We start from the raw sequence: 21,076 nt of genomic DNA on the forward strand, positions 1-21,076 counted from the left end.
ATATAAGGCTAGTGCTTTCCGGTGTAAGGGGGTATCACCTTTATTCAGAAAAGGTTTTATACGGACTTAATGAGCAAAATAACTTGGATAGGGATGTTCTGGAGTTCCCTGTGCTCCGGATCAGTGATTTTGATCAAAACGTTCCTGAGCTATTGCAGCCTTTGTTTGATGAAGTCTGGAATGCTTTTAATTTTACCAAATGCTATCATTTTTCAGATCAGGGAAAATGGATTTATGATATCAACTTCATTTAATCTTGCTTATGGAAAAATATACTTCAGAAGAGATTTATGAGTTGGTGGGCAAAAAGGATAAAACCGCACACCTTACATTTATTCCTGGCAGTGAGGCCTACCAAAATTATGGGCTGAGTTTATCCGTTGTTTTTGTATATAACCAATATGAGCGGCAAGAAATGGATGAGGCAGTGAAAACCAAACCCTTTAGCCGAAACGGATATTTGAAGGCAAAAGACCTGCTGACTTTTGACAAGAAGGTTGAACAAGAGTTGTTAAAAACCGGAATTTGCTCGGATGATATTTTAGACATCAGTTATTTTGTAGCAGATCCAGTCAATACATATCATTCACAGGATACCCGCACCATAAAGAAAATAGAGATTGATGCCAAACCGAAGGCCAATGGTGGTGATTTAGAGTGGATGTATGGTTTTAATGCAAAAATGGTTAGGGAGGGCATAGGCTTGACTCCTAAAGAACGTGAATCTTATTTAGCCCAGAAATACTATTTTGAACCCAATGAACTCACTGAGGAAGAGCTTTTAGAGATGAAGGGTGTCAGAGATAGCTTCAGGCCGGAAATACGTTTTCATTTCTTACAGATCAAAATTGTTCGTAGCGAGGAGCTCACTGACGAAGAAAACCTTGACGCTGCCCAGCTCATTCAGGATCGCATCAATGCCAAAAAGAATGTTCTGGACCAATACCTGAAGGAAGCGGGCAGCAGCTTCGTTAGATTGGGTAGGCATGATATTAACCAGCTGGCCAAGCTGATGTATAAAGTCGAGAAATTCAAGGAAAGGCGCTTAAATGCAATGGGAAAAATTCCTGTATACCTGGATCTTGAAGGTTACCTGCACATCTACATGCGCCATGTCAAAGAGTTGAAGTTCAATGGCCATTTTCAGCATAAAGATGATTCTCAATGGGAGGAGTCTGACGTCCTTCTGGTGATGACAGAAATGATCCTTAGTATTGACGAGGAAGTGCAGGAATTCTTCGAGAAAAATCCTGGGGTTGAGTACAGCAGGTACGGACGGGAGAGTGTTTACTTTGAAGGAGATTTTTATACCATCCATATCGAGCCTGGAGGACGGATCTCTACCTTTTATAAAAATGCAAAAAAAATGCTGGTTAAACAGGCTCAATCAAATCCTTAGCTTGCTCACTCCATGACAAAACTAAATAGAAACGACCCTTGTTATTGCGGTAGCGGCAAGAAATACAAAAAATGCTGTATCCACAAAGAACAGGCGGAAGAAAGCATTTTACCATCCCATGCTTACAGCCCTGAACTGCCAAATTATGAGAACTTTACCCGGAAGTACAATACAGCAGAATTGCTGCAAATCTTTTCAGTCATGCAACTGCAACCTGAAAACCACGGTAAAAACATCAGGCTGGAATCATTGGTGATCTCTGCACTCAACCAATACAATAAATCCGAAAAACTGGATTACCATACATTAAAGGCAGATATATTAAAATTTTGCCCACGGCACGTGCATGAAGATCCGGTGGAAGACTTTTTCACCGAAAACATCCTGTTTGTCAATGGGAACAATACCGTCTATCCCGGAATTTTTATAGAGGCCCAGGAGATCCTGCAAAGCCAGGTCAATGCAATGGCGGCAATGCAGAGCTTGCGTCTGTCCCTGAGGAAAGAGATTTATGAGGGGATATTGTTTATGTTATACATCCATCAGGAAATTGCATTCAAGTTGGGGCACTCCCGGCGCATGGCGATACCAGACCTACCCGATGAACTGTACTTGCCTGATGCTAAGGAGATGAAGGATCAGCAGAAACTGGTGGCCTTCAGCCAGCAAGAACTCAGCCGGATTTGTGAACATCTGATAGTGCCGGAGCAGGTGATCGATGCCTTTGTTTACCCTTTTAAAGGAAAACGGATCGGAATCAAGAACTTGGATGATAATCCGCTGTTGCAGAAGCCATTTGTGCTGCTGGAAGAAACTTACATTCTAGCGATGCCAAGTGCACAATTAGGTGCCCTGAACGATTTCATTCTGGAGAAATTAAAAAGCGGAGGTCAATTATTGGATTTCAGTGGTATTCAGGCCGAACACTCCATGACTGAAGCTGACACCCGGTTCAGAAGTATGGGGTGGGAGCGGATCAAGTATACATTCCATGAGCCACAGCATTCGGGCCGGGCTATATTCAGCGAAGGCCTTTACCAGTGTGATTCGGATAAACTGGTCTATGTATTCCATGTTACCCCTATTCCTTCTGGAAAAAGAAAGTACCAAACTGATATCGACGCACTAAGCATGCTCATTACCCGGCAGGCATCAGATCGGTGCGCCGAGCTCAAAGCGCAGTACAGCAGGAGCAAACTATTGCTGCTGGTTTTATACAACAAAGCAGATATATTTGAAGCAGGAAGGATTGATACGGGCAAATTCCGTGGCATGAATTATCAGTTGGTACTGACCATGAAAGAACTGAATGTACTGCGAGTACACTGGGAATTCGATACCCTGACCCTTTGGAAATATGCCCGGCACATCGAAGACACCAAACACCAGGTTCAATTTATGCCCAGTAACTCCCATTTATCCCGTTTCAAATGGTATAAAGACAACCATGAGTGGAATTTTGAATCTGACCGCGCCCCAATGAATGGCTTATTTTTCGAATTTGAGATTGAGGGAAATGTCAACCGGGCTGCCAAACTTAAAGAAGACCGCATTGGTATCCCTTTTCCAGCCGAAAGGGGCACAATACAAGTTAGCTGCCATAAACAGGAAGAACACATGCCTGTATACCTCTCAGATGAAGTCAAAAAAGGTTATTTCCGACACTGCCTGCTGCGGTACAGTTGCCCGATATGGGTGCAGAGTGACACACTGAGGGATTTTACAGCAAGTGTCTATATGAATGGAGTCCTTTACTGGCTGAACCACTGCCATTCTTATCTTCAAACCTATCTTGATCAGTTAGGAACGGAACCCCTGGTGATTACATTGATGATGGATAAGGATTTTAAAGATCAGCAAACCTGGGATCTGGAAGGCAGTACAGAGGAATTTAAGTTTACCAGCAAACTGGTTCCTGAAAGCCGAGGTATAGAACTGAGCGTACCAGTACAGCTGGTCAGCCACCTGACCAATGCCGGCAATGGGGGAGAGAAATTCTTAATGACAGGTCTGATTGATGCGATTGGAGACTTTATAGAATTGACAGGTGCGGGACGAAAAATAACGGCTGTGGAACTCGATGAACTGTTGAGCATGTGTATGCCTCAAGGGATGCAAAAGATGATCCTGATCAGTGACTCTACCCAGCACCCGGTATTTTCCAATATAGACATAGAAAAGCCGCGGTCTATACCTCTGGCGGATATTTCCTATGTGCTGAGTAAACAGGTAACTTGGTTGAAATATAATATATCTATTCCGGAGAAGATTGCTACAGCTAAAGAAAAAACAACCTTGCTCAACGATTTGGTGAAGGTTCATTTTGACCGGCTGATTGAGTTGATTTCGCGTTTTCCGACCGCCGACTTGCTGGTCTTGCTCATGCAGCGGCATGAAAGCATGATCCAGTCCAGGGCAATGGGAAAACTGTCTTACCCGGCACTGGAGGCCTGTTTTGGACATTATTACGATGTATTTGTCGAGTTCAGTAAAAAGGAAGCGGATATGGTCACGGCAAATCTTTCGATGAGGACGCTGATTGAGTTTGTGGCCTGCGAGAAGTCCACTGGAATGGAGCCGGTCAATGATGCAGATGCAGATTTGATGCTGGCGCATATGTCCGAGCTGATCAATTACGGCGCATTGTCTGATATGATCCGTTTTGGAATCGCTGACCCCAACATGGGGATGCTTGCTTCAGGAAGGATTGGTATTGACCGTACTTTCAATGATGCCTCCATGACGAGTTTTCAGCAGGACATTCACCGGGAAGAATATGAGGAAAATAAGTCTTCCTTTGGCCGTTACTTTAATGAGGAACCCAGAAAGCCGAAAGCGAAGCGCGGTGATGACCCTTATTATGACCGGGTCGATGATATTTTCATGGAAGAGTGGGGGATCACTTTATGGGATATGCTGGGTTCAGCTAAGTTTCTGTGCTTGGAGCTATATGCCCTAGAAAAATCTGTTCTGATGATCACTGAAGAAGACTTGTTAAAATTATTTGCGGACCGGACAGCCCAGCCGGAGGCTGAAACCCTGGCTTTTTTACAGTTGCTTACTTTTGTGAATAGGGCTGGCGTAATGAATATCGATCCTAAGGACATCCATGAAACCTATCCATGGCGGTATAACCGGCGGATATCGTACATGCTCCGGCCGCTCCTGAAAATCGAAAGACTGGGTAAGACATATTACCTGATCAGTGCCAGACACCTGATGACTGCGGCTGAAAATATTTTATCCCGTTTTATGGACGGAACGCTGAAAGTTGCCGTAAATCATTTGAAGATCAATAACCTTTTGGCAGAGCGCAACCACATCAAAGGAACGAACTTCAGGAATTTCGTGTGCAAATGGCTGGTAGAACACACGGATTTTGAGGTGGTGGGCTTTGAGGTAAAAATCAAGCCCAGGGGTTTCTTTCCTGCCCAGGTGGATAAAGGAGATGTGGACATCCTTTGCCTAGACCATAAAAACCAGGTGCTTTACGCGATTGAATGCAAAAATACTTCTCAGGCGAAGATTGCTTACGATATCTACACTGAGATCAGTAATTATATCGGGCTGAAGGGCAAGCCGGGGATGATAGAGAAACATGTCCAAAGAGACTTGTGGCTAAAAGAAAACAGTACAGTGGTGAGACAAAAGCTGGGGCTTTCTGACGATTACAGGATAAAGTCCTTCGTGCTGACCAAACATATCCTTCCCACCCGGTACATTAAGGATACGCCGCTTCCGGTTTATGCAGTTGCTGATCTTAAAAGTGATAAAGTGTTTATTTCTCTATAGTTTTAGGGATTTAAAAAACGGATTTAGCTCCGATTGGAAGAATTTTATAATGAAATTAGATTAAATTGCCATGTATGCGCGATAAACTCTCCAAGTATAAGTTCAAAAAAATTTCGATTGAGTCATTTAAGAATGGTGCCCGGTTATTGTTGGATGCTTCATTGCTGTATAACAACGGCTCATACCCATCGGCATTTCAACTCTCTGTACTTGCGCTGGAAGAGTTTAGTAAGTCTTACTGGGTTGAACATTATTACTATGCATCGATTACAAATACTGGTTTTCCAGATAAAACCTTCGAGCAAAAATGGCTGTCCCTATTGTATTTGCATCCTAAGAAGCAAAGTGCTTTTTTCGGCTGGGGCTTGGAGCGTGACTACGCACCTGATTTTATTGAGTTCATAAAAAGTGGGAGCCTTGAACTTAAAAAGCAAAAATCCATTTACGTGGGACTTGATAGGATGAAAAGAGGGATAGATGTGAATAGTCGGGTTTCGTTGCCCTGGAGTATTAAAGATAAGGACGCAAGGGAAATGATTTCTCTTTTAGTGGATTATTTAAAATCCATATTCGACCAGTTTAAGCTCAATGAATTCTATTTTAATATTCCAGGTAAGGATGCGTTGCTCACTGATACTTTGCTAGCAAACTTGCAATCTTGGAAATTCAAATGCAACTTGAAAAAAAAGAATGAATCATTTTCTGTCGCCTCATTACTGGGCTTATTGCGTGGCTGAATAAAAACCATTACAAAAAACATATCTAATGATGAATAGAATGACAAAACTGTTTCTTAACGTAGTACTCCTCTTGTTTGTAATCTCAACGAATACACTGGCACAATCAGAAAAACCAATGGGCTTTAAAGACCTTCAGCAGTTCTTGGCTAACATCGACCAAACATCTCTCATTGAAACTAAATTAAGCGCAATGGGCTACCACAGAAAGTTCAACGGCATATACATTTCCAACACGATGCTCACGCCGAAAAAACCAAAGCACTGGCTGCACGTGAACCAGCTTGGCAGTTATTCCAATATTACCTTTGCCACCGCAGACAAAACAAGCTGGGAGCGTGTGCTGTCGGAGCTGAAAAAGCAGGCAAAGCCTGTGAAATTTGATACAGGTACCAGCGAAATTGGCTACCGGTACCGTTTTTCCGGCTATGAGGTGAAAACGTATAAACCTTTGAACGGAGTGAATCTAAATTTGAATAACCTATACCAGGTAGTAGTGATGAAGCGGTAGGTTAGCTATCTGCCACATCCTGTTTTCTTTTTAGTCTTACCTGTTTCATCCAGTCTACGATTTCCTGGTTCCTTGGGTGATCCCGCTGCTTAGTGACATCATAAGCTTTTGCTTCCTCGCTTTCGCGGATAAAAGAAAAAGAAAGGTTTAAGGTGTGTGCCAGATGATAACTGAAAAGGCATTTGGCTTCAGGTTTTCCCGGACATGGGACGAGTTCACTGATGAGTTTGGATTTTTTGTTCCTTAAACCTTCCATGGCCAGGCTTTTTATATAGGCTTCTTCCTGGGCGATCCGGTAGTACAGGTTTTTATCGGCAGAAACCGATTGCAATAAGTTGATGTTGTAAAGGTCTGAAGCTTTGTCCACATGAATCCGGTTTTCAGCAGTGCATTTGACATCGTAGCTATAAGGATCGATCAGCATCAGGTAATGATCAGGAGAAAGCGGGAATAGCAGGATTAGGCCCTTGCTCAAATGGCTGTTGGCGGCCCAGTAGTATTTTCGCTTTTGCATGAACGGGTTAAATGTGATCAGGGGATTATCTGATAGGAAGAAATCTTTCCCGGTATGATTGGTCAACAGAAAGGCGTGGAGATCTGCAGTCACTACCCAATCATCCATAAAGCAAGCCAAGTTAAAAGCTGCCGGTTCAGGATGCTTGAGCCTGAGTTCATCCAAGTTGAGCTGCTGCAAACTCGAATCGTATTTCGATAAGGCTTTGAGCGTAGCATTCAGGTTTTCTTCAGTATGGTCTACCTGCGCTTTTGTCCTGGAGTGGTATAGCATGACAAAATGTAACAGGTAGCTGTATCGTTTATCGCCGATCTTTGGGATCAAACCGCTTTCCAAGATTTCTGCGATTACCGGTGCTGCCCTTTCCTCCGTAACACTCAAGAATTCTTCAAAGGTGAGATCATTTCCGTAATAGTAATTTTCCTGCGCCTGAGTTTTGATCAGCGCATGGTTGACGACCGTATCGGTTTTCCTGTTGTACAGGTGTACAAATTTGCGCTCCTGGTCGATGGCAAATTTCTTGATCAGGAACTGGGACACGAAATGTTGTTTTTTCTTGAGAGCCACGGGTCAGATTATAACATTATGCTGGGACCAGCATTTCATTTCCGCGCATCACTGTTAGCCGTTCCATCGATTCAGCCTCCAAATCCTTAATGAAGTATTCAATGCTTCTGTACATAACACGAAATTAACGAAAGTCATTCAAAATATGGTATTTGCATACATAACATAAAATAGTTTAATTTTATAGCAACCAAACAGACTCATGCTTTCAACTATAAGTGATAAATTATTAACGTTATTCAAAGGCGATAACAGACGGGTAATGAGGCAGACGCAAAATGCCTACGTAGATTCGCATTCCGGCCCCTTAAATTTAAATGATCTGGCCAATCATCTAAGTGGAAGTGTAAGTAATGCGATATATCTTTTGGATCAAAACTCTTATTGTTCTACGTTTTGTCTGGATATAGATATTCCTAAAATGGATATTCCTGACAGTGCAAATCTTCGGGAAGAGGTGAAAAGAGATAAATTTCTTCCGGTGGTGCGCAGCTTGATGGATTATATAACTACCTCTTATAATTTATCAGAGAATTGCTTACTGATAGAAGATACCGGTGGTAGGGGATATCACATTTGGATGTTTCTAGAGCAACCTATGCCGGGGCTTAAAGTGGTGGGGTTTTTAAATGAAATTCGGCAAGGTGCCGGATATCCTGATCTTGAAATTTTTCCACCTAAGGGATCTCATGGAAGAAAAGGTTTTAGTAAGTCCCTGGTCAGATTACCATTGGGTGTGCATCGAAAATATAATAATTCCCGAAGTGTTTTTCTGCACCCTGGATCGCTGGAAAGAATCACTCTAAGTCAGGTTTTGGATCACCTGGACTTAGTTGAGTTTGTACCGGAAAGCGCGATTGAAGAAGCCAATGCTAGATTGGGTGCTATCATAGGCGAAAAAGAGATACAGGCTATAAAAAGAGGTCAAAAACTCAAACATGAAGGTGTTATTCCGCAAAATCTCGGTGAGGTGGGGGAGTTGATTTCACGCTGCCCTGCAATTAATAGCCTTGCAGTAAAGGCGAAGAATGAAAGGAACTTGAAACACCATGAACGCTTTGCATTGGCCGCACTTTTGAAAAACTTTCAGGATGGTGAACCAGTCCTGCATGGAATTTTGTCGTCCTGCGAAAATTATGACTTAGAGAAGTCTAGCATGCAGCTCGCGACGATTGATCCCTGTTCAATCTCTTGTAAAAAACTGCAGAGTACAGAGTATGGTATTTGTAAAGGATGGTGTAATTCAACCCTGGAAGAGGCTGCACTGTCGGGCAAATATCCCTCACCTGTTTGGTTTTCAGATCTTAACACTGCATCTATCGATTTAAAAACAGATCAAGTCACTCAGGGCACGATTCAGGAGGTTGCATCGCTCAGAAACTTATCTTTAGCCTGGAAAAAGGCGAAACAGCAGGTCGTTGAACGTGACGTATTTCAAGATAAAATGAACTTTGACCTGTTTGAATCTGATCTTTGGAATAATCTTGTGATGCTACGCCGGCAACTACTAGAAGGTAAGTGGAGACACAACAACTTTCTGCTGGTAGAAATTCCAAAAGATAAATTAAACACTTCGTTGCGCCCATTTTGTTCTGTAAGCCCTCGTGAAGCGGTTGTTGAAATGGCAATACTTAATGTGGTAGGCCCAAAAATTGATTCCCGGTTTCATAAGCGTTCACTTGGTAACAGACTGGCGATTTCACCTAAATCGGACAATCAGATTTTTCAGGACTGGAAAATCCAGAATGGGATTAGAGAATTTAAAAAGAGTAGTTTCTCGTTATTTGAACCACACAATCATTACTTGCTCCTGGATATAACTAAGTTTTACGAATTTATCAGGCATGATAAGCTCATGAACCTGCTTCGACAGTTCGTAGAAGACCAGGTAATTTTAGATTTGATCCAACAATATATTGAAGCTCCATTTGATCGCGTCGAGCATGAGTATGAAGGTCATCGAAGAACGGTTGGAATACCGCAAGGACCAGCACTTTCTGCTTTATTGGCAAATTTGTATTTAAATGAACTTGATTACTGGCTTGCTGAAAATAGCATAGACTTCGTTCGATATGTTGACGATCTGGCGATCTTGTTTGAAAATGTTGAAATGGCTGAGGGCGCACTTGCCGAATATGAACAAGCTCTTAACCAGGAGTACGGGTTAAACCTTAACCTGGATAAAAAGGAAGGGCCACATCCGGTAACCAAAAGTGAGAAGCTACATAATTTTTTGGATAAAATCCGGTATGATTTTGTAAGGTCAAACGTTTCAACAGCCGACCTTAATAGGGAAGAACAGGAAGAATTGTTTGAGACTTTGAATAAGGTTGCCGGGAACGTAGACCAGGATATCCGTACATTAACAAAATCCCTGGGCTTTTATGTACGTTTTTCGCAGCACCTAAGAAATGCGGAACTGGAAAATAAGGTTTTCAAAATTGCTACTTTCCTGCTGGAAGAAGACAGACCAAAACACAGTGCTACCTGCATTGCGGTAAGCTCCCTGATCAAATCCTGTAGCGAGCCTGAAAAAACAAACTGGCAGTTGTTTAAAGGATTGCTTGACAATAGGACAGATGAATATTTTAAGATTATTGTTGCCCAAGAAGCAGGCAAATTGTATGAGGTGTCTCAGTTACAAAACCTTAGTGAAGAAATTATCCAGCTTTTGATTCAATTGGCTGCTGATGGGTCAGCTCCCGTTGCTGCGGCTGCGGCGATAAATACATTAATCAGAATACAGGAACTTCGATTAGACGAAGAAAATATTAACAAATTTAAGGCTATTGGAGTCGGTTCCGGGATATTTTTGAGAATGCGTGTGGTAGCCTGGCTTGACCGACAGGAATTAGTTAATGAGACCTATTTGGCGAGAGCGCTGCCAGAAACTTTGTTTGAGATAGAGTTGATGGGATCTTTGCTCCGTTTTTCTTCCGGTGGAATATTTCAGGAGCTAATTAAAGCAATTCAGATCCTTCCTTTTGCAATTTTATGTTTGCCAAGAGTTGTACTTAAGGCGATTTTGTTCCAGAATGCTGCTGGAGTACAATTGTTTGAAATACTCAATGACGAGGATAAAAAGAAATCCAGTTACTACATTGCAGAAAAGACTGTCGAATTTATTTTCGCTGATCAGGACGCCCCTGTAAAAATACAGCAAATGCTGACGTTTCTTTCTGGGGAAAATCAAACGTTACTTTACCGGGAATTATTCTTGTTTGCCAGTTCAGGCAGATTACTTGCTGCAAACACTTCGCTTCCGAATCCTGGGAACGTTGAAGAGCATGATCCGATCAAATATCAGTTAGAGACTGAACCTTGCCTCCCCGGGGTTGTTCTGGGAGAACTTGTTTTTCCATTCTACAGATACATTCATTTTGGGAGTAATACTGACGGGAAGGCATTGTTTCATGAACAGCTCAATGATAATGAATTGATGAAGGTAGGTAAAAGTGTGTCTGATTATCTTAAAGCTATGAATGCGCTGATGGCCCATTCCTTGACTTTACAATCCCTTACTTCCATCAATACGCAAGAGGGATTTCTTTTAATGGCCACAATTGTTCCAGCTGAGTATCAAAGCCTGAATGATTTTTTAAGTACCCAAACCTTGTCTCCCAATCAAATTTGGGATCTGCTACAAAAGATAAATGAACTTGTGAAACAGTGTATGCAGATTCTCTCGCCAATTTCTGAAACAGTGTTGGTGCCGGTTCCAACCTTGCACACCGTATTTATCCATACAAGCGGTAAAATGATTTTTGGCCTCAATAGCTTGACGATAGGTTCCGAACGCAGATTTGTAGGTAAACAAAACATGGACTATAAACTGCAATCGGACCGCTGGCTGGTTGAAATACTAGGTTTGTTATTGTATGAATTAGATACATCCAAGTGCGCCGTGCAGGAACTTGTCAGGTCAGGGAAAATAGCGAAAGAAAACTTGTCATTGCTACAAGATAGTCATGGACTAATTTTTTGGTCTATAATTAATAAAGCGACTCAATTTACACCCGCAAACAGGTATGCTCTGGTCGATTACTTTTTGAAAGATGTCGCTATCTGGACTCAAATTCAGACTGCCTTCCTAGCAAACCAAAATATACTAGAGGCAGATAAAAAATTAGTGAATACGCTTTGGAGCATTGAAATCAAAATCAACCGGATCGCAGCCAGAGAATACCACGCCAGTGAGAGCTTACTCAATTATGGGCTGAAAATGCAGCGTCGGATAGTTGATATGCTTGCTGACAAGGAGGTTCATCAGGCAGCACCATTTACTGACAGTTGGCAGCTGATCGGATACGGTGAGCACTATGACAGGCACCTGGCAACCGTGCAGGCCACTGCCATTTCCAAACGGGTTGACGACCTTGTAGTGACTTATCGTCAAAACCTAGGTATCAAAGAGGACATCACTTTCACAAAATGGTTACTTATATCTTCTGCTACCATCGAACTCGAGGCACTTAGAAGGTCTATGTTTTTACTGGCGAAAGATAAAGCTGTTGAAGATGAACTGAAAAAGTTGACGGAATTTCTTGCTATGGAGACTGCTACTGGACACACGTTTATTGTGAAGTCCGTTTCTGATGCCCCATTAATCAGGGAATCGTGTGCAGTGTTTAAAGAAAATTTGCCCGACCTGGAAAACCGTATTAAGGTCTGGCTGGAACGACCAGCGACCATACCATCACCATTATGGACTTATGATATACTACTGGTGATGTTCATTATTGTTTCTAAATATTATGGACTTGAGTTTTTATCAGATTCGGGAAAGTCATGTCAGCTTAAAGCGAGGCGGAAGTTATTTAATGCCACAGAGGTAATGATTATTCTTCAAAAATTAACAGAGATTTTCAGGTGTGACTTAGGTAGGGTTACTACCAATTCGCATGTTTTCGGAGCGCCTTATACGGTTTCGAAAATGATTGGTCTAAATGAAGTCAACCTGCACCTAGCTAGAAATCTTTACCGCTGTTATGATTACCTGCAGGTTGCCATTAATGGCCAGCTTAAGTTTAGCGATTTTGCGGTGTTTATCAGGTCTAGGAGGAAACAGGTATTGTTGTCCCAGCCACTAGTCATCGAAGAGATACACAATCCTTTCGACACCCATCACGGGATTGGCTGCGCTTTCTCAATTGATGTGCAGGAAGTGAATGGTAAGCTTGTTCCTAGCTTCGCGTCATTTCCCATTGTAGGACATAAGACTCTGGACAGAAAATTATTGCCAGAATTAAAAAAGGTATCTGCTTACATTTTGCTGTCTTGGCGTACCAATTATCAACGAAGAAATCCCTATACTTCGATGTTATTAGACCTACACATCCTGTATCTCGTCGGAGGTGTTTTAGTTTTTTATATTGCATTACAACTGTTAGGCCAGCCTGGTGAGAAGGAAGTGGTACTAAATGGTTTCGTTTATGGAATTATCTTTATCCTGTTTAGTTCGTATTTTGTTGTTTCCTGGAAACGCTTTATGAACCATAAATCGAAGATATCAGTCTTCATAAAAGAGTTGAATTAGTCTTAACTGTGAGGTGCTGCCCCTGCTGCTTAATACGCCGATAGCCTTCTTCGATTTACTTTTGATCAACCCATGTAATACAGTGTGTATATTTTGGTGAAAACATACACACCAAAACATACACATGTAGCTGTGCAAATTATWTCTCTGGCTTCTTCTTGTTCAGGTAACCACAGCCGTACATCTCGTAAATCTTTGATAATGGGAGCTCTGGGCTTTCTTTTTGGGTAAATCTTCGCTGGTACTTTTTCTTAAAGTCTCTACTAATGGGGTCTGCAACCGGACCACCTGCAATGTTGGCTAATTTCTCCAAATCCTTCAAGAAACTGTGTGACAGAAGGTTTTCCATGAGTACACTGAAACATAGCTAACATGTTGATTGTTAGCTATGTTTGTTTTTTAGAATCGCTCAGTTCAAACCAATCTGGTCAGTTTATTCACTTTTTGATTTGCAAATGCTTGTGAATTTCAATTTTTGAACTGTTTTGGAGATTCATCCTTAAAAAGCTAGAGTTCTCCGTATTTGAGCCAATCAGCACATGCTTCTTTTAAATTACCCCAGTGCTTGTCTGCAGATTTCCCAGCTGTCTAGGTTTTCTACGTCGTCTGCCTTAACTTTAGGGCGAGAAGAAATTGTAAAAAGAAATGGCTGTAGTCCCTAAAATTAAAACTTATCATTTTCTCCCATATAAATATGGTTCGGAACTGTTGTTGGATATTGGACGTATCGAAACATTGAATCATTATGTATTAGATAGTACGTTACATCAACTTAGTTTTTACGAAGTTATTTTCATTGAAGAGGGAGCTGGCATTTTTACATTAGATGAAAATAAGACCTTAATAAGCCCAGGAACGATCATTTTCACAAGTCCAGGACAGGTGCGTTGTTGGGAAATTGAGCAAGATGTAAGGGGCTATGTATTGTTCTTTGAAAAAGACTTTCTCCATCTTTTCTTTTCGGACGAACTATTCCTATATCGGTTTCAATATTTCCATCAATATTCACGTCCAAACGACATGCAGCTATCCGAGGTGCCATTTGTAAAATGTCTGGAGCTTTTATATGCAATAGAAGAAGAGTTTAGGCAGCTTCAGAATGATAGTAATCATTTGATCAGATCCCTTTTATATCAATTGCTCGTACTTCTCAATCGATATTATGCAGGTGCCTACAATGTTCAAAGAGACACCTTTGTCCATCCAGATTTTTATAGGTTTCGATCCTTGCTGGAAAAGAAATTTGTGAATGACCAAAGTGTTGAGGCCTATACAAAAATGCTGAATGTCAGCTCTGGATTCCTGAATAAAATTTGCAGGCAGTTTAGCGGATTATCAGCCCAACAAATGATCCATTACAAGTTGATTTCAGAAATAAAGAAACAACTTTGTCAAAATAAATCCTCAAAAGAGATTTCCTACGAGTTTGGCTTTTCAGATCCGTCTAATTTTAACCGTTTCTTTAAAAAATTTACAGGTACCACACCTCAGCAATACCGAAAAAAGATTTAAATGACCATTTTAAAGACAAAATGACCATTTTAATAGGATAAGCATGTTCTAATTTTACAAAAAAAAGAACATGATAAAATACACATTTAGTCTTCTCCTGCTCATGATGAGCATACTGGTCGTACAGGCAGAACAATTATATGTTAATCCTCAGACTGGTAATGACACAAATTCCGGAAATAAGGCACGTCCGTTAAAGACAATTATTGAGGCAGCTAAGCGCGTAAACTTAAACAAAGAACAGGGAGCAACCACAATCTTCCTATCAGAAGGTATACACCTGCTAACACAAACCGTTGTATTCACCAATGACAAGTATACCCTTAAAAACCGTCTTGTCATTCGTGCGGACGTTATGCCTGACGATGAAGACTGGACTCCTCAAAAAATGCCGGTTGTAGTAACAGCAGTGCCGCTTGTACCAGGTATAGGCGGAGAAGAAGCAAAAGGTATACAACCGGAGATTAGCCATGTGACCATTGAAGGCCTAAGATTTACTGGCAGTCCAGATTACTCTTATATAGATGGAACCAATCTACGTCGTTCCTATCCAATATGGCGTGATGGAAAAAGATTGGACGATCTAGTTGTAACACAATGTCTGTTTGCTGGAGATGTCGATGTATTACCGTTGCATGTGGGGGTTATAGCCAATGGTTATGGCCTGGTTATCGACCATTGTGTTTTTTTTAATTGCAAAAATCCAGTCGTTTTTTGGCAAACTGATGGAGGAACTGGTAGCCGTAATGCCATGCGTTATTCGCTGGTATATGGCTGTTATTTCAGTGGCGTTTGGACTACAGAAAGTACCAATGGAGACAATTTCGATTTTCACAACAACATCATAGCAAACAGTAGTACAGTATGGATAAGGGAAAAAGGAAGTACACGCCGATACAAAGCTTCTGATTGCATTTTTGCTGACAATACCAATCTGGCAGGATATGGAAGCGGCCCGTTAAGCGGCAATGATGCAACTTCAACAGATTTTCTGGAAATGAAAAACGTGCAAACTACCGGAACTGTAAAAATCGAAAAAGATCAGAGTAAACGCAATTACCTGCAATTAGCGGAAGGTTCGACCGGTTCGAACATAAAGGCAGGACTTTTTAAAAAGAACCAGTAGTTGAAATTAATAATGAATACACATGGACAAACTAATTCGATTGACCCGGTTTCGCCAATTTTGAAATATCTCAAAATCGATTGATTATCAGAAGGTAATCGGCAAATTGTTTTTTGGCAAAAAACTGGTTTTAAGCTACTGTTTGCAACCAATGGTCAAGAACTTGAATATATTTCATATTTTTGAGTTGACCAATAACATCTAGCCATCCATACAAAATAACAGCATGTTATACTTCACCAGCATTGCAATTTCTTTATACTTGTTCGTACTATTAGCAGTTAAGCCTAACAAAATAACTGCAGATAAGCTACTCATGATTTGGCAGCTGATAGCAACGCTTCACTTAGCCAGTTTATATTTGCAGGTTTCAGAAAATTATCGCCAATTCCCCAATTTAATAGGCTGGGGAGATTTATTGGCACTTGTGCATGGGCCTTTTTTGTATCTATATATCCTTCATCTAACCACACCAATAAAATTTAGCAAGAAAAAGCTACTTCATTTTTTACCTGTTGCTTTTGCCTATCTTCTATGGATGTCTTTTTTGCTACAAAACCCAGCGCAAAAGCTGTTGCTTTATGACCAGGGCTTTTCCTCACCTTACTATAAAACCATTGGAATCATCACCAATATTTGCATCATCATTTCGGGAATTATTTATGTATTAGCCGCAATTGTTTTACTGCATCGATATAAGAAAAAAATAAGCGAAGAATTTTCAACTACAGATAAAATCAGCTTGAATTGGCTACGTTACCTGATTGTAGGCATCGCTGGAATTTGGGTTTTTGTTATTTTTTATCCCAAAGCAGAGAGTATCTATTTCAGTGCCTCGTTGTACATATGCTTCATCGGTTTTTTAGGTGTACGCCAACAGCAAATATTCAAAACCGCCAATACCTCATCCCGCTCTGCTACTGAGAATCCCAACTTTTCTACTCAAAAAGAAAACCTTTCAGAAGAGCCTGCTAACGTGGCATTAATGCCCAATAAAATAAAATACGACTGGTCTTCACTTACGGATGCCGAAGCTGAACGTATTTTCCAGCAACTTAACAGGATAATGGCACAAGAAAAACTATATAAAAATGCGGAACTTACACTAAGCAAGTTAGCTGAATCCTTAGAGCTAAAAGATGCTGTGCTATCGCAAGTGATCAATTCTAAATTTAACAAGAGTTTTTACGACTATGTCAATTCACTTAGGGTAGATGAATGTGTAAAAATGATTGCTGATGAAAAAAACCATAACTACACGCTGCTATCGATAGCTTTTGATTGTGGCTTCAATTCTAAATCTTCATTCAATCGCAATTTTCGCAAATTCACGGGTAAATCTCCTTCAGATTTTTTCAGAAAACCAACCGATCTAACATACCACAAGGCGTTGTAGGTCCGCCGTTTTCTTATTATTGCTCAGTCATTTCTTCGCTATAATAGGCTTATTTGAAAAGCGAATTATATTATTTATGGTTAAGTATTTAAAGTATTTCACCACTTTAAATAACGCATTATTCTAATCAATAAGAGGTGCCACGAAGCCTCGTGGGGCGATTGACATTTCTCAGTGTTTCATTTTTGCATTCAAAACCCTGGAGTTTTAAATTAATAATCCATGAAACAAAACTTATTTTATTTACTACAATGATGTTAACAATGTATCCCGCAAAAAAAAAACGAGGCTGACGACCCTGCTAAGTTTTACCTAAAAAATGCGAGCATTGAGTATAAATGTACCCTAGCTTCTGGCACCCCTAGCGGTTTAGACATCATTTACACGAATGAAAGTGCAGGACTTTTTAAAAGGAACCAGTAGTTGAAACAACAATGAATACACAGAAAATCACCAAAATCAGTAGTCAAATTTATATTGGTTTTTCAATCTTCAGTATAGCTTATGTTAGTGTTTTATCAATTTATAATCCACAGGGAACTATGGATTTGGTAGCTACGCAATTATCTAATACAGATGCAATAAGTTCCATAAGAGGCATATATGGTGGCGTTGGTTTAGTTATTTGCTTTTCTCTGGTTCACCTTTTGTTAAAGGATGTAAAAAAGGCACTCATTTTTCTTTCACTGTTTTGGCTAGCCTATTCTATCTCTAGATTGATAACAATCTTGGTTGATGGGCCTTTGGGCGAATTTGGTTCGCAATGGCTGGTCATAGAGTCTACTTTAGGCATTTTGGCCTTAGTATTATTGCTGTTTTACAGACGCTTTAGATAAATAGGTTAGCAATACTTCTACTACACATGAAAAACAATCAAATAATAACAAATCTTAAAAAACAATTATGAAATCAATCTCAAAAAAATCTTTATTAACAGTTATGGTCATATCACTAGGTGTTTTGTCTTTAGCATCATGCAAAAAGAAACCTGGCGATAACCCGGATAACGGGAATAAAATTTCAATGAAAATGACAGTTACAGTAACAGGCGCAGATCAAAACGATCAGGTAGATGTTCAGGTAAGTGCCGGAAACCATGATGCCAGCCAGTACGGAGCCCCTGTTTGGAAAATGAATGGCACGTCGCAGGGTAATCAGCAAAGTATACTAATAGACGAGAAAAGCTTTATAGGCACCACAAAAACATATGTATTCGAAACCGTAAAACCATTTGATTTTGGGGAAATGAGCATTAGTGTTGTTAATTTAGAGGGTGGCCCGATCACCGCCAGCTATAAAACTGAAGTTGATGGCAAGGTGGAAACGAATGAAAATATGGTGATTGCAGTAGACCAATCTCAAAATAAAAGATTCACATATGGATCAAATAAATAAGTCTAATTGATTAAGCCAGTTCATCGATTAAAAGAGCCTGTATCATAAATCATGGTCAGGTTCTTTTTTCTTTGTTTCTGGTTGACTTGTAGCTTTATAGTTTTTTTGTATATTTCAGTAAAAGTGACGGAGAACCATTTTGTAGTGGAATCGAGGCGTACTACAGCGGAATATCTACAAGTCAATACTATTAGACAACATAGATCTGGAATTGAAAAACACCCTTTTCATAATAGGTTCAAACAAGAAATCTTAAAATCAAATAGCTCATGAAGGTACTAATGTTTGTTACAGCATTTCTTTTCTCTTATATCTGTGTTTCTGCCACTGAAACAAAAATAGTAATAAGAGCAAAAGCAAGAGATGCAAAATTTATAGGAAGCTCGCTCGGCGGTGCCTACGTGATCATTAGAAACAAGACAAACCAACAAATTTTAGCTGAAGGAAAAACCACCGGAAGCACTGGAAATACAGATCTGATTATGAAAACTCCAAAAACAAGGGAAAGTTCAATTGTTGATGGTCAAACAGCAGGCTTTCTGGCCGCAATTGATATTAACGAACCTACATTTGTGAGCATAGAAGTCGTTTCTCCCTTCAATAGCAAACAGGCACAGGCGAAGGTAAGTACCGAATTATGGCTGATTCCCGGAAAAGATATTTTAGGTGATGGCATTATCTTAGAAATCCCAGGATTTATCATCGACATATTAAAGCCCCGAACCCATCAATACCTCTCGTTAAATTCAATTAAAGACAAGCCATTCCAATTTCAGGCAAATGTGGTCATGATGTGTGGCTGTGTAATAGAAAAAGGAGGTGTTTGGAATGCCGAAGAGTTCGAGGTGAAAGGAATGCTTAAAAAGGACGGAAAATACATTAGAGACGTTAAAATGTCATTTATTTCGACCAACCTTTTTGAGGGAGATACCCAAATTAATGTTGGCGGAAACTACGAACTGACTTTATATGCCTATGATAAAAAAACAGGTAATACAGGTGTTGATAAAGTAAATTATGTGATTTATGAGTAGCGAAAGATTATTCAGGCCCGTTAAAAAGGCTAAAAACTTCCTTTTTTTAGCTTGTCTTTTGTTTTTCATATCCAGTGTGTTTGGAAGAACACATTACCTCATTTCCGAACAGCAAGCCCTTGCCCAAGATTCGATCGAAAGGATCGTGGCTAAAGAAGTTGCCAAGTTGATGAAACTGCCAGGTTATACTGCTTTTTCTGGCGTGATCTATATCAAAGGCACAGCCCGCCAATTTCATTATGGTAAATTAAGCAATGGAAAAAAACCAAATGGAAATACCGTATATGAAATAGGTTCGATTACAAAAACCTATACCGGATTGTTGTTAGCTCAGGCGGTTAATGACCATAAAATTAAGCTCGACGACGATGTAAGGAATTACCTGGACGGCAAATATCCAAACCTGGTTCTAAGCAACGGCAAGCCCATCACTTTTAGGCATTTGATTACCCATACCTCTGGGCTTCCTTTGGTGATGAATTGTGACGAAAAAGGACAAACAACAGCTGAACAGGCCGTGTGTTTTGATCACTTTAAGGAGGCCGACTTTTTTAAGGCATTAAAAACTATAAAACCAATCGACAATTCGGGCAATTACCATTATTCTGGTGTGGGAATTCAGTTGGTCCGTTATATTTTAGAACATGTTTACCAATTGTCTTTCCAAGAGCTGTTCAAAAAATATGTCTTTTCGCGTTCTGGTGAGCAACAGACTTTTTCGGAGTTAAAATACGGTCAAAATTCGAACATATCTCTTGGGAAAAACAGTGATGGAGTGCCTGTGCCCCTAATAAATGGATTTTACAAGTATGCCGGAGGCATGAAGTCTTCAACAAATTCTATGCTTAATTACATGAGGATGTATTTGGAAAGTAATGACAAAGTAGTTAAACAAGCCATGGATAGATTAGCGGGGAGCATGCAGTACGGAAGGGCCTATGCCTGGAATACCTATGACTATGACAAGAAAAAGAAAATGCTATATCATAATGGAAGCAGCTTTGGGCATTCTTCGTGGATAGCGCTTTACCCCAATCAAAAAGTTGGAATATTCATCGTAACTAACGTGGTGACAGCAGATTCTCAAGGCAAGCTGAACGAACTGTCAAATAGCATCATCGATAGTATTATTAGCGGGTCTAGCTAATTCTGACACTACCCCCCCCCATATGTTTTAGTATCTAAGAGGTATTTCTTAAAAATATACATCATCCCGCAATTCCAAAGAATGGATGATTATAAGCGTAAGTTGGACAAACCAATTTGATTGACCCCGTTCAGCCAATTTTGAAATATCTCAAAATTGATTAATTATGAGAAGGTGATCGGTAAATTGTTTTTTGGCGAAAAGGGATCAATAGCTTGTAGTTTCCAATCTAAAAACCAAAACTACAATTTTTCATAATTGCCAACTTTTTAGTTCTAAAGTAATCTTCTCAAGGTTAGTCCTGTCTTGAGAAGATCTAAAACACTTTAATTTTTAAATGAATTTTTTACTTTCCAAATCTTCGATTATGGGTTCTATAAGCAATAAAAAGCGATTTAAATGTTCAAAGT

15 protein-coding genes are annotated in these 21,076 nt (G+C 40.2%); 13 read left to right on the forward strand and 2 right to left on the reverse strand.

The genetic code is table 11. From position 1 onward, the window contains the following. The 5 genes from AC1DDX_RS05110 to AC1DDX_RS05130 form a co-directional block, all read left to right on the forward strand. Window positions 1-254: hypothetical protein (locus AC1DDX_RS05110; RefSeq protein WP_477621827.1), on the forward strand; the 254-nt coding region annotated here is incomplete at its 5' end. Window positions 255-262: 8 nt separating this feature from the next. Continuing rightward, a complete protein-coding gene (locus tag AC1DDX_RS05115) occupies window positions 263-1,399 on the forward strand; it encodes a hypothetical protein (RefSeq protein ID WP_337715281.1) in 1,137 nt (378 codons plus the stop codon). A 12-nt stretch (window positions 1,400-1,411) separates the two neighbouring features. Then, window positions 1,412-5,191, forward strand: a complete 3,780-nt coding sequence (locus tag AC1DDX_RS05120; protein WP_337715280.1) for an SEC-C metal-binding domain-containing protein — start codon at window positions 1,412-1,414, stop codon at window positions 5,189-5,191. Between the two features lie 74 nt (window positions 5,192-5,265). Continuing rightward, entirely contained in the window at window positions 5,266-5,928 is a 663-nt protein-coding gene (locus AC1DDX_RS05125; protein WP_337715278.1) for an AbiV family abortive infection protein, read from the forward strand. 28 nt (window positions 5,929-5,956) lie between these two features. After that, complete coding sequence (locus tag AC1DDX_RS05130) at window positions 5,957-6,439, forward strand: hypothetical protein (protein WP_337715276.1); 483 nt, start codon at window positions 5,957-5,959, stop codon at window positions 6,437-6,439. 1 nt (window position 6,440) lies between these two features. Here the strand turns inward: AC1DDX_RS05130 and AC1DDX_RS05135 are convergent, their stop codons facing one another. Next, complete coding sequence (locus AC1DDX_RS05135) at window positions 6,441-7,493, reverse strand: DUF4238 domain-containing protein (RefSeq protein WP_477621828.1); 1,053 nt, start codon at window positions 7,491-7,493, stop codon at window positions 6,441-6,443. A gap of 289 nt (window positions 7,494-7,782) precedes the next feature. On the opposite strand from AC1DDX_RS05135, the gene AC1DDX_RS05140 reads away from it, so the two are divergent. Beyond that, complete coding sequence (locus AC1DDX_RS05140) at window positions 7,783-13,056, forward strand: reverse transcriptase domain-containing protein (RefSeq protein ID WP_337715271.1); 5,274 nt, start codon at window positions 7,783-7,785, stop codon at window positions 13,054-13,056. A gap of 139 nt (window positions 13,057-13,195) precedes the next feature. On the opposite strand, the gene AC1DDX_RS05145 is transcribed toward AC1DDX_RS05140, so the two are convergent. Then, entirely contained in the window at window positions 13,196-13,405 is a 210-nt protein-coding gene (locus AC1DDX_RS05145) for a hypothetical protein (protein ID WP_477621829.1), read from the reverse strand. Between the two features lie 296 nt (window positions 13,406-13,701). On the opposite strand from AC1DDX_RS05145, the gene AC1DDX_RS05150 reads away from it, so the two are divergent. The 7 genes from AC1DDX_RS05150 to AC1DDX_RS05180 all read left to right on the forward strand — a co-directional run bounded on the left by AC1DDX_RS05150 (window position 13,702) and on the right by AC1DDX_RS05180 (window position 20,666). Next, entirely contained in the window at window positions 13,702-14,568 is an 867-nt protein-coding gene (locus AC1DDX_RS05150; RefSeq protein WP_337715268.1) for an AraC family transcriptional regulator, read from the forward strand. A gap of 70 nt (window positions 14,569-14,638) precedes the next feature. Further along, window positions 14,639-15,694 (forward strand): hypothetical protein, encoded by a 1,056-nt coding sequence (locus AC1DDX_RS05155; protein ID WP_337715266.1) that lies wholly within the window; start codon window positions 14,639-14,641, stop codon window positions 15,692-15,694. A gap of 226 nt (window positions 15,695-15,920) precedes the next feature. Beyond that, window positions 15,921-17,090 carry a helix-turn-helix domain-containing protein gene (locus AC1DDX_RS05160; RefSeq protein WP_337715264.1) on the forward strand — a complete coding sequence of 390 codons (1,170 nt, stop codon included), beginning with the start codon at window positions 15,921-15,923 and terminating at the stop codon, window positions 17,088-17,090. Between the two features lie 434 nt (window positions 17,091-17,524). Then, a complete protein-coding gene (locus tag AC1DDX_RS05165; RefSeq protein WP_337715263.1) occupies window positions 17,525-17,926 on the forward strand; it encodes a DUF4345 domain-containing protein in 402 nt (133 codons plus the stop codon). Between the two features lie 67 nt (window positions 17,927-17,993). Next, the gene (locus tag AC1DDX_RS05170) at window positions 17,994-18,485 is read left to right on the forward strand and encodes a hypothetical protein (RefSeq protein WP_337715262.1); all 492 of its coding nucleotides are present in this window, start codon (window positions 17,994-17,996) and stop codon (window positions 18,483-18,485) included. 269 nt (window positions 18,486-18,754) lie between these two features. Further along, the gene (locus AC1DDX_RS05175; protein ID WP_337715261.1) at window positions 18,755-19,519 is read left to right on the forward strand and encodes a hypothetical protein; all 765 of its coding nucleotides are present in this window, start codon (window positions 18,755-18,757) and stop codon (window positions 19,517-19,519) included. Beyond that, window positions 19,512-20,666: a serine hydrolase domain-containing protein gene (locus tag AC1DDX_RS05180; RefSeq protein ID WP_337715258.1), complete on the forward strand. Its 1,155-nt coding sequence runs from the start codon at window positions 19,512-19,514 to the stop codon at window positions 20,664-20,666. Before AC1DDX_RS05175 ends, AC1DDX_RS05180 begins: the two co-directional genes overlap by 8 nt. The last annotated feature ends 410 nt before the right edge of the window (window positions 20,667-21,076 follow it).

The organism is Pedobacter sp. 10L46_2, assembly GCF_056395165.1.